Source organism: Rhizobium binxianense (assembly GCF_028994275.1).
Taxonomy (GTDB): domain Bacteria; phylum Pseudomonadota; class Alphaproteobacteria; order Rhizobiales; family Rhizobiaceae; genus Rhizobium; species Rhizobium binxianense.
Map to the genome: position 1 here is coordinate 3,097,474 of NZ_CP118713.1, position 15,685 is coordinate 3,113,158.

General features: G+C 56.8%; 13 protein-coding genes. 7 read left to right on the top strand and 6 right to left on the bottom strand.

Going from position 1 to position 15,685, the window contains the following annotated elements; all coding sequences use genetic code 11:
- The first annotated feature begins 7 nt into the window (after positions 1–7).
- The 6 genes from PO860_RS15345 to PO860_RS15370 all read left to right on the top strand — a co-directional run bounded on the left by PO860_RS15345 (position 8) and on the right by PO860_RS15370 (position 4,884).
- Positions 8–829 carry a galactosyl transferase gene (locus PO860_RS15345; RefSeq protein WP_273884553.1) on the top strand — a complete coding sequence of 274 codons (822 nt, stop codon included), beginning with the start codon at positions 8–10 and terminating at the stop codon, positions 827–829.
- Positions 830–910: 81 nt separating this feature from the next.
- Positions 911–1,855 (top strand): glycosyltransferase family 2 protein, encoded by a 945-nt coding sequence (locus PO860_RS15350; RefSeq protein ID WP_183607879.1) that lies wholly within the window; start codon positions 911–913, stop codon positions 1,853–1,855.
- Positions 1,856–1,879: 24 nt separating this feature from the next.
- The gene (locus tag PO860_RS15355) at positions 1,880–2,764 is read left to right on the top strand and encodes a glycosyltransferase family 2 protein (protein WP_183607878.1); all 885 of its coding nucleotides are present in this window, start codon (positions 1,880–1,882) and stop codon (positions 2,762–2,764) included.
- A complete protein-coding gene (locus PO860_RS15360) occupies positions 2,761–3,741 on the top strand; it encodes a glycosyltransferase family 2 protein (RefSeq protein WP_183607877.1) in 981 nt (326 codons plus the stop codon). The genes PO860_RS15355 and PO860_RS15360 overlap by 4 nt, the downstream gene beginning before the upstream one ends.
- A 211-nt stretch (positions 3,742–3,952) precedes the next feature.
- A complete protein-coding gene (locus PO860_RS15365; protein WP_183607876.1) occupies positions 3,953–4,411 on the top strand; it encodes a glycosyltransferase family protein in 459 nt (152 codons plus the stop codon).
- The gene (locus PO860_RS15370; protein WP_183607875.1) at positions 4,408–4,884 is read left to right on the top strand and encodes a glycosyltransferase; all 477 of its coding nucleotides are present in this window, start codon (positions 4,408–4,410) and stop codon (positions 4,882–4,884) included. The genes PO860_RS15365 and PO860_RS15370 overlap by 4 nt, the downstream gene beginning before the upstream one ends.
- Before the next feature lie 42 nt (positions 4,885–4,926).
- Here the strand turns inward: PO860_RS15370 and PO860_RS15375 are convergent, their stop codons facing one another.
- The 4 genes from PO860_RS15375 to PO860_RS15390 all read right to left on the bottom strand — a co-directional run bounded on the left by PO860_RS15375 (position 4,927) and on the right by PO860_RS15390 (position 11,066).
- On the bottom strand, positions 4,927–5,622 hold the full coding sequence (locus tag PO860_RS15375) for an SGNH/GDSL hydrolase family protein (protein WP_183608343.1): 696 nt from the start codon (positions 5,620–5,622) through the stop codon (positions 4,927–4,929).
- Between the two features lie 237 nt (positions 5,623–5,859).
- Entirely contained in the window at positions 5,860–7,170 is a 1,311-nt protein-coding gene (locus PO860_RS15380; RefSeq protein WP_183607874.1) for an HlyD family type I secretion periplasmic adaptor subunit, read from the bottom strand.
- A gap of 17 nt (positions 7,171–7,187) precedes the next feature.
- Complete coding sequence (locus PO860_RS15385) at positions 7,188–8,954, bottom strand: type I secretion system permease/ATPase (protein ID WP_183607873.1); 1,767 nt, start codon at positions 8,952–8,954, stop codon at positions 7,188–7,190.
- A 504-nt stretch (positions 8,955–9,458) separates the two neighbouring features.
- A complete protein-coding gene (locus PO860_RS15390) occupies positions 9,459–11,066 on the bottom strand; it encodes a right-handed parallel beta-helix repeat-containing protein (protein ID WP_273884554.1) in 1,608 nt (535 codons plus the stop codon).
- Between the two features lie 688 nt (positions 11,067–11,754).
- Between PO860_RS15390 and rapA2 the strand changes: the two genes are divergently transcribed.
- On the top strand, positions 11,755–12,465 hold the full coding sequence (gene rapA2 / locus PO860_RS15395) for a calcium-binding lectin RapA2 (protein ID WP_183607871.1): 711 nt from the start codon (positions 11,755–11,757) through the stop codon (positions 12,463–12,465).
- A 205-nt stretch (positions 12,466–12,670) separates the two neighbouring features.
- Here rapA2 and PO860_RS15400 read toward each other — a convergent pair whose 3' ends face one another.
- Together PO860_RS15400 and PO860_RS15405 are read right to left on the bottom strand one after the other, a co-directional pair.
- Positions 12,671–13,375 carry a hypothetical protein gene (locus PO860_RS15400; RefSeq protein ID WP_183607870.1) on the bottom strand — a complete coding sequence of 235 codons (705 nt, stop codon included), beginning with the start codon at positions 13,373–13,375 and terminating at the stop codon, positions 12,671–12,673.
- On the bottom strand, positions 13,375–15,651 hold the full coding sequence (locus PO860_RS15405; RefSeq protein ID WP_183607869.1) for a polysaccharide biosynthesis tyrosine autokinase: 2,277 nt from the start codon (positions 15,649–15,651) through the stop codon (positions 13,375–13,377). The genes PO860_RS15400 and PO860_RS15405 overlap by 1 nt, the downstream gene beginning before the upstream one ends.
- Positions 15,652–15,685: the final 34 nt, after the last annotated feature.

The window sequence follows — 15,685 nt, forward strand, 5'->3', positions numbered from 1 at the left end:
TTATTGGATGCCACTCGTTACCTTCATCATCCCGGTCCGACATCAGGACAATGCCCGCGATTGGAGCAGGCTGAAGGCAAATCTCACCCAGACCGTGGCCTCCATTTCCAACCAGACTAATGGAGACTGGCGGGGAATCATCGTTGCGAATGAAGGGGCCGATCTGCCTGAACTACCGGAAAAGTTTTCTGCCGTCCGCGTGACTTTTCCGCCGAACGACCTGCATGAACTCGGAAAGGGCAGCAAGGAAGACTTCCTTGACGCCTTCCGCGTGGACAAGGGCCGGCGGGTTCTGAGCGGCATGCTGAACGCCGCCGACAGCCGCTTTTTCATGATTGTCGACGACGATGACTTCGTCAGCTCTCGGATCGTGCAGCACGCGTCCGAGAATCGGGACGCCAACGGCTGGACGATCGACCACGGTTACATCTGGGACGATGGCGGCAATTTCCTCCTCGGCCATGATGACTTCAGCCATCTCTGCGGCACATCCTTGATCATCCGTGCCGATCTCTACGATGTGCCGAACCGATTTGAGGATGCTTCGCTCGACTGGATCAAGTCGATGCTGGGCAGCCATGTCCGTATCGCCAAGATTCTGGCGCAACGCGGGGCGCCGCTTGCGAAACTCCCCTTTCGCGGAGCAGTATACCGGGTTGCGCATGGCGGATCGCATAGTCAGGCACCGAGCCTGCTGCGACAGTATTTCCTGAACCGCGGCGTGCTCACCAAACCGCGGCGCTGGCTACGCAATCTTCGTAAGCTGAGGGTACTCGGCGAAACGCATAGGCGCGAATTCTTCGGCAAGACGCGGTCGAACCCGGCGTAAAACCCATTCGCTCGAACATCGCACAGGCAGTCAAAATATGACGCTTTTCTCTTTCGACTTCACCAAGAGGGTTGTTCACTGATGTCGGATCTATTCGTCAGCGTGCTCTTTGCATCCTACAATGGCGCCAGCCGCCGGCTGCGCCAGATGTTGGATTCCTTGGTGCGCCAGGAGCTTCCCCATGATCGGTGGGAATTGGTTGCTATCGACAACAACAGCAATGACGGCACGTTCGACCTTTTGAATTCATATAGCGAGACGCTTCCGATCACCATCCTGCAGCAGCACAAACCGGGAAAATCCGGCGCGCTGAATTTGGGCTTGGATCGGGTAAAGGGAGATCTCGTCGTCCTCACCGACGACGATATTCGCGCCGAACCGAACTGGCTGAAAGCCATCGTCGACTGCGCCACCGCCCATCCGGGCTATGGCGTCTTCGGCGGCAGAATCGTCCCCGATTGGGAAAAGGAACCGAAGGACCGCTTTATCGAGTGGATTCCGATGGGATCGACATTTGCGATCGTCGATGAAACGCAAAGCGGACCGTGTGACCCGACAAAAGTCTGGGGCCCGAACACGATCATTCGGCGGGAGCTGCTGGGAACGAGCGTGCGCTACCGGGAAGATATCGGTCCTCTTCCGGGACCGATATTTGCCATGGGCGAAGATGCCGAGATCATCATTCGCCTGGCGGCAAATGGCGCCAAATCCTATCGATGCGCCGAGGCCGTGGTTCATCACTGGATTCCGGCATCGAGTGTCACCGAGCATTGGGTACAGAAGCGCGGCGAACGGCTTGGTTATGGCATGCCGGCACTCTTTCCCGACGAAGTGCCGGGAGGGGTAAGGTTAAGCGGAGTTCCGCTTCCGACCTGGATCGAAAGCGCGCAATGGGGATTGCGGGCAGCCATGCTCTATCTCTTGCCGCAATCGAAGAAGCGTTTTTGGGCGATCTGGAAATATTACTACATGCGTGGGTATCGCGCCGGAATTCGCCGATACGCGCCCCAGACGCTGGCGCGGTGATCGATTGGCCCAGGAGGCGGTAATTTGAAACTCTCGGTGCTCATCAACAACTTCAATTACGGGCGCTTTCTGCGCCCATGCATCGACAGCGTTCTGTCGCAGGCCTACCCCGACTTCGAAGTGATCGTGGTCGACGATGGCTCGACGGATGATTCCAGGGAGATTCTCGCCTCCTATGGCGAGGAGATCCTGTGCGTGTTGAAGGAAAATGGCGGCCAAGCCTCGAGTTTCAACGCCGGTTTTGCGGCCGCGAGCGGTGATATCCTGTTTCTCCTCGATGCCGATGACGCGTTTCTGCCCGGTAAACTTGCGCGGATAGCCGAGATCTACGATCGCAACGAGATCGACTGGTGTTTCGATCGGGTGACGACCAATGAAGGCGACCAACCTTCTGCGGAATTGCAACTGACATTGTTCGACAAGCGGGAAACGCTTCGCAGAGGCGGCTTCCCCTCGCTTCCCGTTCCGACATCGGGCCTGAGCTTCCGCCGCAGCCTACTGTCGCAGATCCTGCCCATGACCGTCGCCGCAGACGTCGTCCTCAGCGACAACTATATCAAGTTTGCCGCTGCCTATCTCGGCCGCGGCGCCATCGTCGAAACACCGCTGACGTTTCAGCGCATTCATGCGTCGAACCGCTATACGGGAACGAGCAGGGCAAAGACATTGCGCCCGCGGATCATGATTGCGACGGGACTGGAGCTGGCGCGTCGCTATGATGGGCTGCAGGCACTCGGCAAGAGCCTGGTGGCCGGCGGCATTGCCGAAACGACATCGCTGCTGAGGCTCCGGGGGGAAGCTCGCAGCGCGGTCGCCGGCGGTCCGTTCGGCGATGCTGCCGCAACCGAAGTGGCCTTGATGGCGGCGCGCAAGCGTTTGGGAAATATGCTGCGGAGAGGACAGTCGTGAACCAGCAAGAAACCTTCTCGCAGTCGTCCGCCGGCATGGCCGCGGGCGCCGCGCCGTTGAAGATCGCCGTCGGCGTGCTGACCTATCGGCGTCTGGACGGGATCGCCAAGCTGCTCGACGTCATGACGCGTCAGATCCGGCACCCGGCCCGCCCCTTTCATCTCACCATGGTGGTCGTGGACAACGATGCGGCCGGCAGCGCAAAGGCAACGGTGGAGGGCTTTGGCCAAACTGGCGCTTATGATCTGATCTACGTCGTCGAACAGAACCAGGGCATACCCTTTGCGCGCAACCGCGCGCTGGATTCAGCACCTCCCGGCACCGACCTTTTCTGCTTTCTCGACGATGACGAATGGCCGGTCGACGGCTGGCTGGACGCTATGCTGGAGACCCGCGAGAAAAACCGCGCCGATTGCGTCTACGGCCCGGTCCAGCCGGTCTATCCCGAAAACCCGCCGGAGTATTTCATCAAGGCCAGGGTATTCGAGCGCAAGAAGAACATGGACGGCCAGCGTATCGGTTATGCGGCTTCGAACAATGTCATGTTCGACTATCCGCTGATCCGCTCATGGAACCTTCGTTTTGAGGAGAAGATGCGCTTCACCGGCGGTACGGACTATCTCTTCTTCAATCAGGCCATCCGCCGCGGCATGCAGATTTTCTGGGCTGACAAGGCACTTGTCCATGACATCGTTCCTGCGAACCGGATGACCTGGAAATGGGTGTTGCAAAGACAGTACCGACTCGGCAATACCTTCGCAGTCAGCGAGGTTCTGCATGGCAACCTCAGGCGCCGGATTTATCGCGCCGCCTATGGCGCCACGAGAGTCGTGCTTGGACTGGTCATGCTGCCGGCGATCCTGATTTCACCCTATTGGGGCATGCGTGCCCTCACCCATGTTCTGCGCGGCGCCGGCATGGTCAACGGGATTCTCGGACATGCATACCAGGAATATAAGCCGAATGCGGCTCTCTGATATTGTTTGCAGGAGCATGTTGAGATGAGTTTCGAGGCTTCTTATGCCCCAAACCAAAACATCATAAGTGATTGGCCCGTCATGAACTTCAAGGCTTATACCAACCCGGCCAAAAATGATACAGTTCGACGGAACTATCGTGACGCAGCCGCTTTTCGAACAGAATTGTTTTTCACTCTTCTCATCGGTCAAATATAGGAGATGCCTGTCTATGACTGAAAAAAAATTGAAGGTTCTCGCCGCCTCCTCGGGAGGTGGCCATTGGGAGCAGCTGATGGCCATGCGCGGCGCATTCGAGGGCTGCGATATCGTCTTTGCAACGACCATCCCGGGCCTGCTTGCCAAATATGACATTCGCGACGGTCTGGTGCTTCCCGATTGCAGCCGCGACTCGATTACCATGTCGATCCGGTGCTTTTGCAGCGCCTTCTCCATCGTCATCAGACACAGGCCTGACGTCATCATCTCCACCGGTGCCGCGCCCGGACTTTTTTGCCTGCTTGCCGGCAAATTGACGGGCAAGCGGACGATCTGGATCGATAGCGTCGCCAACGTCGAGAAGCTGTCCCTGTCGGGAAAATTGGCTGGCCGTATCGCGACGCTCTGGCTTACGCAATGGCAACATTTGTCGCGGCCGGATGGTCCCCACTACGCAGGAGCTGTGCTTTGATCCTTGTCACCGTCGGAACGCAGCTGCCGTTTGATCGCCTCGTCAAGGCTGTCGACACCTTCGCAAAGGAATTGTCCAAGCCGGTTCTGGCGCAGATCGGCAAGGGCACCTACACGCCCCAGAATATGAAATGGATCAAAAATATCGAGCCCGCGGACTTCGATAAGGTCTTTTTCGATGCAAGCGTTATCGTCTCTCATGCGGGAATTGGCACGGTGCTGACGGCGAAACGGTTTGGAAAACCGATCATTCTCGTTCCCCGGCAGGCGTCTCTTGGCGAGCATCGAAACGACCATCAGCTCGCCACGGTAGGCCAGCTCGCCGGCCGGCCCGGCATCTATGTCGCGCATACCGACGAGGATCTCAGAAACTATCTTCTCGAAGATCTGGACAGTCCCTCGCACGAGGACCCGTCTGAGGTTGGACGGACTTCGCTGGTCAAATACCTCAAAGGCTATCTCGCGACAGTCTGAACCCAAGCCCCCTGCGCACGCGATCGGCAAGGCAGAGATCTTTCATTCTTTGCAATTGTCGCCGGCAATATGTTTGACAAGTTCCGGCACGATGATTTTGGAAGCAATGTCAGGCAGGGGATGGGCACCATCAGGGATTGCCGCGGCCAGAGCCCCCGGCGTCAGGCGCTGCCAGTTGGGCTGGTGGTCGACAAACTCCAGACCCCGTTCCTGCGCCTCCGCCTGATGGGCCGAGACGTAGCTGCCGACAAAGGGACGGATCAGTCCACGCAGTCCCGAAAACGGATTCATCGCCATGACGATGATCCGCGCTCGCGGCAGGCGCTGCCGAAGCTGGTCGAGGATGTCGCCGATATTCTTCCGGCTTTGCGCAAGCGACACGAACCGCTGCAATGCTGCATCGTTGGCGTAAAGCTCGATCAGAACGATATCCGGCTGCCCGGCAACGACGCGATCAACCTGGGTAAGAGCCCATAGCGACGTCTCGCCGCTCTTTGCAACGCTTTCAACTTTCACCGGTCTTTGCAGGCAGGCTGCAAGCCCCGTCTCCAGAGACGGCTGCCATCCCCCGCGGGCCGTCAAGGATGTACCGAAAGCCACTATTTTCAACGGCGGAAGGCCCTCGGCATAACTGTTCCTGGTCACTGAAAACATCGCGAAACAGGTAAAATACAAAACCAGCCCATAGGCCGGTCGTCTCACCCTTGGCACCGCTCGCCGGAGCCGCAAACCTATCATGAAACCTTGCAGCAGGCTTCGGACCATTTCGCGAAATGGCCGCACATCGCTGTTCGATCGTGACGAATAACTCACTACAGAACCGCGCTTTTTCTCAGACGCCCAATAGATGCTGTAACGCTTTAAATGACTGCATAATTTCTCAATCGGTTTCGATTTGAGAAATTATGCAGGAGAGCCCGACCGATGACAACGGCTTCCTTGAAGCCTCGGAGGTCTCAGCGACACGGCCGCCAATCACTCCTCACGAAATACGTGCTGCATCTGATCGGTCAGCGGCTTGGTGAGATAGGAGATAACGGTCCTGTCGCCGATCTTGATAAAGACTTCGGCCGGCATGCCGGGATAGAGCTTTATTGACTTCAGCTTGGCGATGCTCGCAGCCTCCGGCTTGACGCGAAGGGGATAGTAGCTGATGCCGGTGCGTTCATCCTTGACGATATCAGGCGCAATGGAGGTGATCTCACCGCGCACATCAGGCGTCGTGCGCTGATCAAAGGCGCTGAATCGCACATCGACGAATTGGCCGACGTGAACCTGATCGATATCGCGAGTAGCGACTTTCGCCTCAACCGTAAGGTCGTCATTTTCGGGAACGACGAGCATCAGCGTCTGGCCAGGATCAATGACGCCATTGACCGTGTGAACGGCAAGTTCGTGAACTCGCCCGCTCAGCGGCGCGGTAATATCGAGACGGCGGAGTTGATCGACCGCGGCCCCACGGCGCTCTTCATTTTCGGCGATCTTCGCCTCGACGTCGGTCAGGTCCTTTGCGATCTCCGAACGACGATCCTCATCCAGCTGGATTGACTGACGATCAATCTCGATCGCCTTACCTTCGGCTTCCGCTTTTGCGGCGATTTCCTGGCCACTGTTACCCTGGAGATCGGCGCGCGCGCGTTTGAGCGAATTCAGGCGCTGAAGTGTGACGAGCCCCTTCTTGTAGAGAGTGTCGACACCTTCAAGCTCCTGTTCGATCAGGCCGAGCGAATCGTTGGTGGCATTGATCTGAACGACCAATCCCTTGACCTGCTCGGCCAACTGATCCTTGCGTGACGCCAACTGGCTCTTCATTCCGATCAGCGCCGACCTGCGACTGTCGAACAGTTTCCGCTCGCCATCGAGAAGATCCCGCGCGGCCGTGTTGGATGATGTCAGATCGCTGATGTTTTCCTGGACCTCAAACGTATCGGCGCCGATCCGTTCCGCCTTGAGACGGGCGCGGCGCGCATAGAGCTGGGCGAGCGTGCTTTCGACGATCGAAAGGTTTGCTCTCGTCGACGTTCCATCGAGGCGTATCAGGACCTGCCCGGCCGACACGTGGTCATTTTCGGAGACAAGAAGTTCCGACACGATGCCGCCGGTCAGGTGCTGGATCTTCTTGACATCGCCGTTGACGACGACCACGCCTTCGCCGATGACAGCGCTCGAAAGCTCCGTCGTTGCGGCCCAACCGCCAATGCCGCACACGAGAGCTATCGACAACACGCCGACAATAGCGACATGACGATTGAGGGAACGTTTCGATTCGCTGATGATCTTGCTCACAATCTTCTCCCCCCGGCCTATTCGGCCGCATTCACGCCGTCGACGACGACTTTGAGCTGAGCCACGCGCTCTGCAATCGGCGTACGCGCCGCTTCCGGTCGGCTGACCCGTGCCAGAACTTCCTCCTTGGGACCGAACGCGATCATCCGGCCGTCCTGCATCATCAGCACGAAGTCGCACACTGCCAGAACGCCGGATCGATGGGCGATGACGACGACGATGCCGCCGCGTGCGCGCACGCTCATGATCGCGGCACTCAGCGCCCGCTCGCCTTCTTCATCGAGATTGGAGTTCGGTTCGTCGAGCACCACGAGGAATGGTTCGCCGTAAAGCGCTCTTGCAAGCGCGATACGCTGTCTCTGGCCGGCGGAAAGCGCTGCACCGCCTTCGCCGATTTCGGTTTCGTAGCCGTTCGGCAGACGAAGAATGAGATCGTGAACACGCGCCGCCTTCGCCGCGGCAACCACCGCCTCAGGCGACATCTCCTTCGCGAAACGGCAGATATTCTGCGCAACGGTCCCAGAGAAAAGCTCCACGTCCTGCGGCAGATAACCGATGTGCCGGCCAAGCGCGTCGCCATCCCACTGGTCGAGTGCTGCGCCATCGAGGCGAATGGATCCCCTGACGGTCGGCCAGATACCCATCATCGCCCGCGCCAGCGACGACTTGCCTGAGGCACTGTAACCGATGACCCCGAGTGCGCTTCCTGCTCTTAAGCCGAAGCTGACATCGGAAATGACCAGGCGTTGGCCCGCCGGCGGTCCGCTTGCCAGCCCCTCGACCGTCACCTGCTTGGAGGGCGCCGCAAGCGCGAGCGGCGCCGGGATTTCCGGAATGGCTTTCAACAGATTCGCAAGCCGCGCCCAGCTTTGCTGGGCGGAAACGAAACCGCGCCAATTTCCGATCGCGGCTTCCACAGGCGCCAGGGCGCGAGACGTCAGAATCGAGCCGGCGATGATAATGCCTGAGGAGGCCTGCCCTTGAATGACCAGGATCGCACCGGTCGCAAGCGTTCCGGATTGCAGGGCAATACGGAAAATCTTCGACAGCGTCGCATATCCGTTCCCGACATCCGATGCTTGCCGGTTGATGGTCCGGTATTCCCCGTTCTTGCGTTCCCAGATTTCCGCCATGGTGCCCGCCATGCCCATGGCGTGGATGACCTCGGAGTTGCGGATCGAGGTCTGCGCAAAGGCATTTCGCATATTGCCGGCTTCGGATTGCCGTTTTGAGAGCGTTCGCGTTCCCTGGTTGGTCATGAACGTCAGGACGGCGAGAACCAGCGATCCACCGATCGCGATATATCCGATCGCTGGGTGAAACAGGAAGCAGATCACGATATAGAAGGGAAGCCAGGGCAGATCGAACATCGCCGTCGGACCCATGCCGGACAGGAAGGTTCTGATCTGGTCGAAGTCGCGCAGCGGCTGCAGCCCGTCCCCACCGATCTTGACCTTCAACGGCGCCTTGATGAGCGCCCGGAACACCCGTCCATTCACCATCTCGTCGAGCGCACCGGCAACGCGCACGAGCATTCTGCTCCTGAGAACTTCGAACGCGCCCTGAAAGGCGTAAAGGGCTAACGCAAGTATTGCCAAAGCAGCCAGCGTCGGTATGCTTTTGGCGGGAATGACGCGGTCATACACCTCAAGCATAAAAAACGAACTTGTGAGATAAAGGATATTGATGAGCGCGCTGGCTATGCCAATGAAGACAAGACCTCCCTTGCATTTTCGCAAGGCTTTAGATGGCTCACTGACATCAGCTGCTGAACTCTGAAACACCAAATAATCCTCTCCTAGCACATCGCACGCAGGTAAATACGCCGCACACTGCAGTTACGGGCCATCAAGCCCGATCAATGACATAGTCGCATTTGGATTGTCGGCGCCGGCGCCGGATCTCCGCTTGCAAGCTGACGACTTATTATACGAATCCCACTGAAATATGGCCGAAAGTTCCAATTTCTAGCGCGCGAATTCAGGAGCTCTAACTTAACGCTACGATAAATATACCGGTTTAAGCAAGTGAAAATCCAAAACCGCCCAATAACGGCTCAAAGCACGGGCTGCCTCCCGCGCATAGAAACGATATTTACTGGGACATTAACTATACATTGAATATACAGTCTGCTTGTTTGCGAAAGACGGAAACATTTTGTCATCAGCCGTCCCCGACTCTTTTGATTTCGGCCGCCGACGGCAGCAGATCGCCCAGCTTAGACCTTGAGGCAAACAGGCAGACCGATCAGCAGCGACCGGCTGACGCTATCGCGGCAATTGTCTGTTTCAGTGCCATGTGTGGCTGTTATGGAATGCATCCACATTGATGCCGACGCTCAAGCTGTCCGTATCGATGTGCGAAGCGCCATCGGAGATCTTGTACTGGAAGGACTCAGTGACCTTTCCGCTAAGGCCGGCGATTTTCGCCGCATCAACCGTGTAGGTGTAGTCGCCGTCGCTCTCCACATGGATGACACCGTATTTTCCGGTCAGCGTCAGACCGTGTTTATCCACCGCACTATCACCGAAGCGACGAAGCAGCACGATCCCATTGGCCGCACTATCATTTTCAAGGAGATTGCCGTGATAGGCGCTGCCGGTGTCGGCCGAGATCTTCAGACTGTCATGCACTGCGACAATTTTAGCAGCGACGGCAGCAGGTGCCGTTGGCGTTTCGATTACCGGCGTCGGCGTGCTCGTCTGCGGCTGCGCCGGCACGTCCACATGCGGCTCGGCACTTGGAGTGGCGGGCGTCTGTTCACTGCTCGATGAGGTATTGCCATTCGTGCCGGCAGCACTGTCGAGCTCGGCCCGGGCTTGTTCGAGCGTCTCATTGTCGCTGACGGAGAACGTGTTCGCGACGGCAATAACGGCAGGCATCGTCAACGTCGACACTAGGCTGTCTACTATATTGTCGTGGAAAGAGCCCGATGCAGCTCTGTCGACCTTCAGCGCGGAAGAGGATAGATCATCAAAGACATTGTCATGGATATCGATATTTGAGCGAACATAGTCTGGATAACCCGCCGCGCTGATCGATACGCCCCACACACCGTCGTGAATATAGTTTCCGCTGATGTCGTAGTCCTTCGCATCGCCCTGATCACCAAGTCCGATGGCGTAGGACCATTTGTAGCCACCAAATCCGGAGATATCGTTGTCGTGGATGGAGATATTCGTGCCCGCCTGAGCACTTAACCCAAAGCCGCCGCCGACCAGCGTGTTGCCCTCGACCATAGCATTTACGGCCTGGACCAGCACGAGGACACCCTTGGCGCTGTTGGTTTCCGTCTGCTCCAGATGATTGTCCTTGACCAGGATATTGCTGCTGTTGTTGAGTTGGATGGCGTCCGCTGCTGCGCCCTGGCTGTTGGTCACGCTATTGTTGATCAGGGTGACGCCGTTGACCTTGTCCATCCAAATGCCGTCGGCATGCACACCGGTCAGCGTGCTGTTCTCAATCGTGATGTTCTGGCTGCTTTGGAAGCTGACTGAACCGGCCTTTCCGGAAAGGCCCGCTTTTGTCACCTCGACGTTGCGCACCGTCCAGTTCGACACATTCCCCGCATATATCGCGTTGGCCCCGGTGTCGGCGATCTTGATGTTCTCGATGACGATATTCGAAGCCTTGGAACCGTGAATACCGTCATTGCTGCTGTGAATGACCGGTGCATCGCCGATACCATAGCTGCCGATCGTAATCGGAGCGGTAATGCTGCCTGAATATTTCAGGTCGAACTGTTCGTTGAACACGCTTCCGGCAGCAAGGAGCAGGCTGTCGCCGGGATTCAGCTTCAAGGATTCGACTGCGGACAAAGTCGCAAAAGCGGAATTCTCGCCGGTTCCGTTATTGTGGTCGGACCCTGTCGCTGAATTCACGTAATAGACGGTCATGCTCTGATCTCCCGGTGCTATTGGAAATCTTAAGCGGGGACCTCTCTCCGTCGGCTAAAATGAAACACTAAAATGCCGGACATTCCGCAATAATTCTTGATTCTTGAAGAATAGGCATTTTTCACGCGATACACATTTCGCATGGCAGCGAACTTGTACCGTATAATTCACATCGATTACTCAGGCATCTGTGTTAACCAAGTTTATTTTTCAATTGATGACGCGCCAGCAGAATGGAGTTCTCGCCGATACATAAACTCCCGTGCTCAAGGGACATGACGGGAAAGTGACAGCGCAAAACACGAGGCACAATGCAGTTGCAATAATGTTACAAACAACAAAAAAATTCCACTCAACTATAGCTCAATCTGATTAGCCGAAATATGACATCCATATGAAGAATCGTCTCGCATTCTGATAAGTTTCTTCCTAATAAAGATTCTTATAGCTGGGAGAAATAACGCAAAAAGATTCTTATCATATGTTCTCACTTATTATTAACGTAATATTCCCTAGGCCTTTCATTATCTTATGCACACTTAACGTGTGCCATTATTGGAAGTTGCGCCACGAAATGCTCAACTTCTGTTGATTATGTTCTTGACTCTCCGCATTAGGAAATCCTTAATCGGGCCGCTCGCCAAAGGTCAGGGACGGCCGGCGAAGAATAATTCAAGGAGAGAAATCAATGGCAATTCATGCAACCGACGATACTGCAACATTTCTGGAAACCGACGCCATCTCGGGAAATCTGCTTTCTAACGATTCATCCGACAACGGCCACCTATTCCTGCGCGCCTTCGACCAACAGAGCGTTGGCGCCAAGCAAGGCAACAGCCAGATCACCGAAATCCAGGGCGACTACGGCACCTTCTTCGTCAAGCCGGACGGCAGCTACACCTATGTTCTGAGCGACGCCGCCAAGGTCGGCTTCACCAATGGCGAGTTGCTTCAGGAGAAAGTCTCCTACAAGATCTCCGACGGTAGCGGTCATACCGACGTCGGCCTGTTCACCCTGAATATTCAGGGCGTAACCCAGGTCAAGCCGATCGCTGTCGACGACCATTACAGCTTCACCGAAGGCAACCCCATCGGCGGCAACGCTCTGGATAACGACATTCCCGGCGACAACGGTCATCTCTTCCTCCGTCAGTTCGGCACCACGAACGTAAACGGCAATCCGAGCGCAACGACCGACGTCGCCGGCACCTATGGCACGTTCCATGTCAAGTCGGACGGCTCATTCACCTATGATCTGGCAGCAGATATCGCCCCAGGCGATCACGTCACGGAAACCATCCAGTACTACAAGATTTCGGACGGCCAAGGTCACACGGATGTCGGCGTTCTGACGCTCAATATCACAGGCACGGATTTTGACTCCAGCCCGAGCGTCTGATCATCAATAGTGCGACGCCCGGCACCTCAAGCAGCGGGCGTCGCTCTTTATTGAAGGTGCACCCTCCAAGGGAAGCCGGGCTGCCGCTATCAATAACTTCCAGGAACGATACGGCGTTCATCTCGGAGACTTTCAAAGAAATTTCAAGGCGCTTGGTGAAAGCCCGCTTGACCTTCTGAACTGCCTTGAAACGCTACAGGTACTATCACCTGCTGCAACGCTGTTGAAACCGTGCTGTCGCACCGTCTCCGACACTCGCCCAGGTTCGATCAAAGATTGGGCGAAGTTGTGGGCTGATCTCTTTGATCGTGGCATTGACCCTGCAACGATCGCCGAGTTTCAGCATGGTCGTGAGATCACTATCGAGCGCGCGCGTGGCTGCGGCAAGCGTTGCATCAGTGAAATCGTTCCAGAAATAAAACCGCGTCAGAACCATCGCTTCGTCGTGGGGCGCGAGCACGACCGAACGCTTCATCATTCCCGCAATCGCGACCGGCTCCTCGGCAATTGTCGACTGCACGGCCGCAAGACGAAGCCAAAAATTGCTGTTCGTCGGCATGCACGACAGTGCATACCGCAGATATTGACGCGCACCCGACGCCGCAACGGCCCATGCATCGTAATTGACATTGACGTTCTGCCGATCCAGTTGGGCCAGAACGAGGGTCACCCCGGTAGCCACAATGTCGGACCGGCAATAATGCCCGTCAACGACCTCGACACTGCGCGAAGCATATTTAGCCACGACATCATCAGCGACAGTACCGCCACGCTCAAGCCTTTCTGCGACGATCGACATACTGGCCGTTCTGATCGACGCGTACAGCTCCCGACCGGCCAGAACCGCAAAGACGACGGTAACGACAACAAAAACGATCCTGGAGCCCGAAACGAACCGACTGCGGAGCATCAGCTTTCAGTATAGTATCGCGAGTATCGCTTATAATAATACTCGCTCGAGCCGAATGTCCGGTAGAGTTTCATCTGCGACGGGTCGACCTTGGTCAAGACAGCACCGACGCATTTTGCATAGAGTTCCGGCTCGGATAGCAAGGTCGACTGCACGACCTTGCGCGATGTCTTTCCCCACTCGATAACGAAAACCACTGCATCGAGCTTCGAATTGATAGCGCGCGCATCGACGACCGGCGCTAGGGGTGGCAGGTCAACGATAATATAATCGAAGCTTTGACGCGCCGTTTCAAGAAGCTGATCCATGCCGCGTGACGCCAGGAGTTCCGACGAATGCGGAACACGATACCGCGCCACCGTCGGCAAGAATGCGAGCTTTGTCCTGGGATCGAGAAGGATCAGATCCTTGAGCGGACGGCCGTCGACGATCGCCTCGAGCAAGCCGGCCTCGGCATGGCGGCCGATCGCCCGGGTGGCACCGGGATTGCGCATGTCGCCATCGATAAGCAGGCAACGCGCTCCCTGCATTGCCAGAAGCTTGGCAAAATTGATGGACGTCGTCGACTTGCCCTCGCCTGGCAGGCTCGACACGACGCCGATAACCTTGCAGCGCTGATCGGCTGCACTGAGGTCGATGGCAATCTTGGCGCTTCGCAATGTTTCGGCAAATGCCGAGAGCGGATGCTCCTCGACATAGGTCGTCGTCTTCCCGCCCCTGGCGATGCTTCGCGGATTGCTTGGATCAACGAGCGTTGGATCGTCGACGTTATTTTCAACCAGCGGCATGACGCCGAGAGACTCGACATCAAGCACCTCCCGGACATCATCGCCGGTGCGGAAGAACCGATCCCGGAATTCGCGGAAGGCTCCTATACCGCTTCCGACTGCGCATCCGAGGAACATCGCAAAAGCGACGACGAGGGCCCTCTTCGGAGCACTCGGCTTCGTCGGGGTCTCCGCGGTCGTGATGATACGTGCGGCAGTGATCGGAAAGCTCTGCTGCTGAATAGCTTCCTGGTAACGCGTCAGGAAGCTCTGATAGAGATTCTTGTAGGTATCGCGCGTGCGCTCAAGCTCACGAAGCTGCACCTGCGTTTCGCCGGCGCTGGCGGCAACGCCCGTCGCCTGCGTCACGCTGTCGCGCAAGGAATTTTCCCGCGATTTCGCCACCTGCAGCTCGCTCTGGTAGCTCTCGGCAATGCGGTTCAACTCATCGAACATGAGTCTCTTATATTCTTCCATTTCCGCACGAAGCCGAACCGCCTGGACGTGATCGGGGCCGAGCCGTGCCTCGATTTCGGTTTCGAGCTTGGAAGCCTCCAGATATTTCTTGCGCAGGTCATTCGAAATGGAGCTGTCCAACACATCTGTGACGATCGCATCGGTCTGCTTGGCGTCGATAATCGACTTGACGCGCGCATATTTTGCCTCGGCCTTCGCCGTCTCGGCCTGTGCGTTGATCAATTGAGTGTTTATCTCGGACAGCTGCTGGTCACTGATCAGCGTACCGGAGCCGGCTTCAACCAGCCCATGCTCACTGCGGAATTTCTGAACCGCAAGGTCGGTGTCCAGCGCCTGCTGGCGCAGTTCCTCGATACGCTCCTGAAGCCATTGGCCGGCTCGGCGGGTCGCCTCGTATTTGGAATTGAGCTTGTCGACCATATAGACGTCCGCAATCGCGGCCGCGATTTGGCGCGCCATGTCGGGCGACTGCGAGGTATAACTGACGTCGAGAACATAGGATTTGCCGACGCGTTCGACATCGATATTGCCTGCGACGGTTTCGGCAGCGTTTCGCCGTCTCATTTCCGGATCGGGTGCGACGGCCGCGTCATCGGCAAACCATGATTTGAAATTCACCAGAGATTTCAGCGTCGCGACTGAAAACAGCGAATTCTGTTGTGCATTAAACACCGGATCGTCGACGAGTTTCAGCTTGTCGACAACAGCATAGGCGATCGTGTCGGACTTCAACAGCTCGACCTGACTGAGGACAGTGCCCTCGTCATCGTCCATCTGGCCGAAAGCGGCCAGTTGGTTGATCACCTGACTATCGCTGCGATCGATCAGCACGCTCGTATCGGCGGTATAGACCGGCACCGAAGTCAGGACATACACAATGCCGAGAATGGCGAAGACGAAAGCGCACACCGCGACCATCCGCCACTGTCGGCGGGCAATCGCGATGAGCTTGTCGAAATCGATGAAGTCAGCTTCGTTTCCCGTATCGCGGGAGGGGTCGATACGTGGCGTAAGTTTATCTGGCGATAGCAATTTCGATCTCCAACAAAGGCGTCAAGCGCTAAGA

Bases quoted from the DNA above. Each gene is read 5' to 3' on its own strand.
- PO860_RS15345 (WP_273884553.1), top strand. From the start codon at position 8: ATGCCACTCGTTACCTTCATCATCCCGGTCCGACATCAGGACAATGCC.
- PO860_RS15350 (WP_183607879.1), top strand. From the start codon at position 911: ATGTCGGATCTATTCGTCAGCGTGCTCTTTGCATCCTACAATGGCGCC.
- PO860_RS15365 (WP_183607876.1), top strand. From the start codon at position 3,953: ATGACTGAAAAAAAATTGAAGGTTCTCGCCGCCTCCTCGGGAGGTGGC.
- PO860_RS15375 (WP_183608343.1), bottom strand. From the start codon at position 5,622: ATGATAGGTTTGCGGCTCCGGCGAGCGGTGCCAAGGGTGAGACGACCG.
- PO860_RS15390 (WP_273884554.1), bottom strand. From the start codon at position 11,066: ATGACCGTCTATTACGTGAATTCAGCGACAGGGTCCGACCACAATAAC.
- rapA2 (WP_183607871.1), top strand. From the start codon at position 11,755: ATGGCAATTCATGCAACCGACGATACTGCAACATTTCTGGAAACCGAC.
- PO860_RS15400 (WP_183607870.1), bottom strand. From the start codon at position 13,375: ATGCTCCGCAGTCGGTTCGTTTCGGGCTCCAGGATCGTTTTTGTTGTC.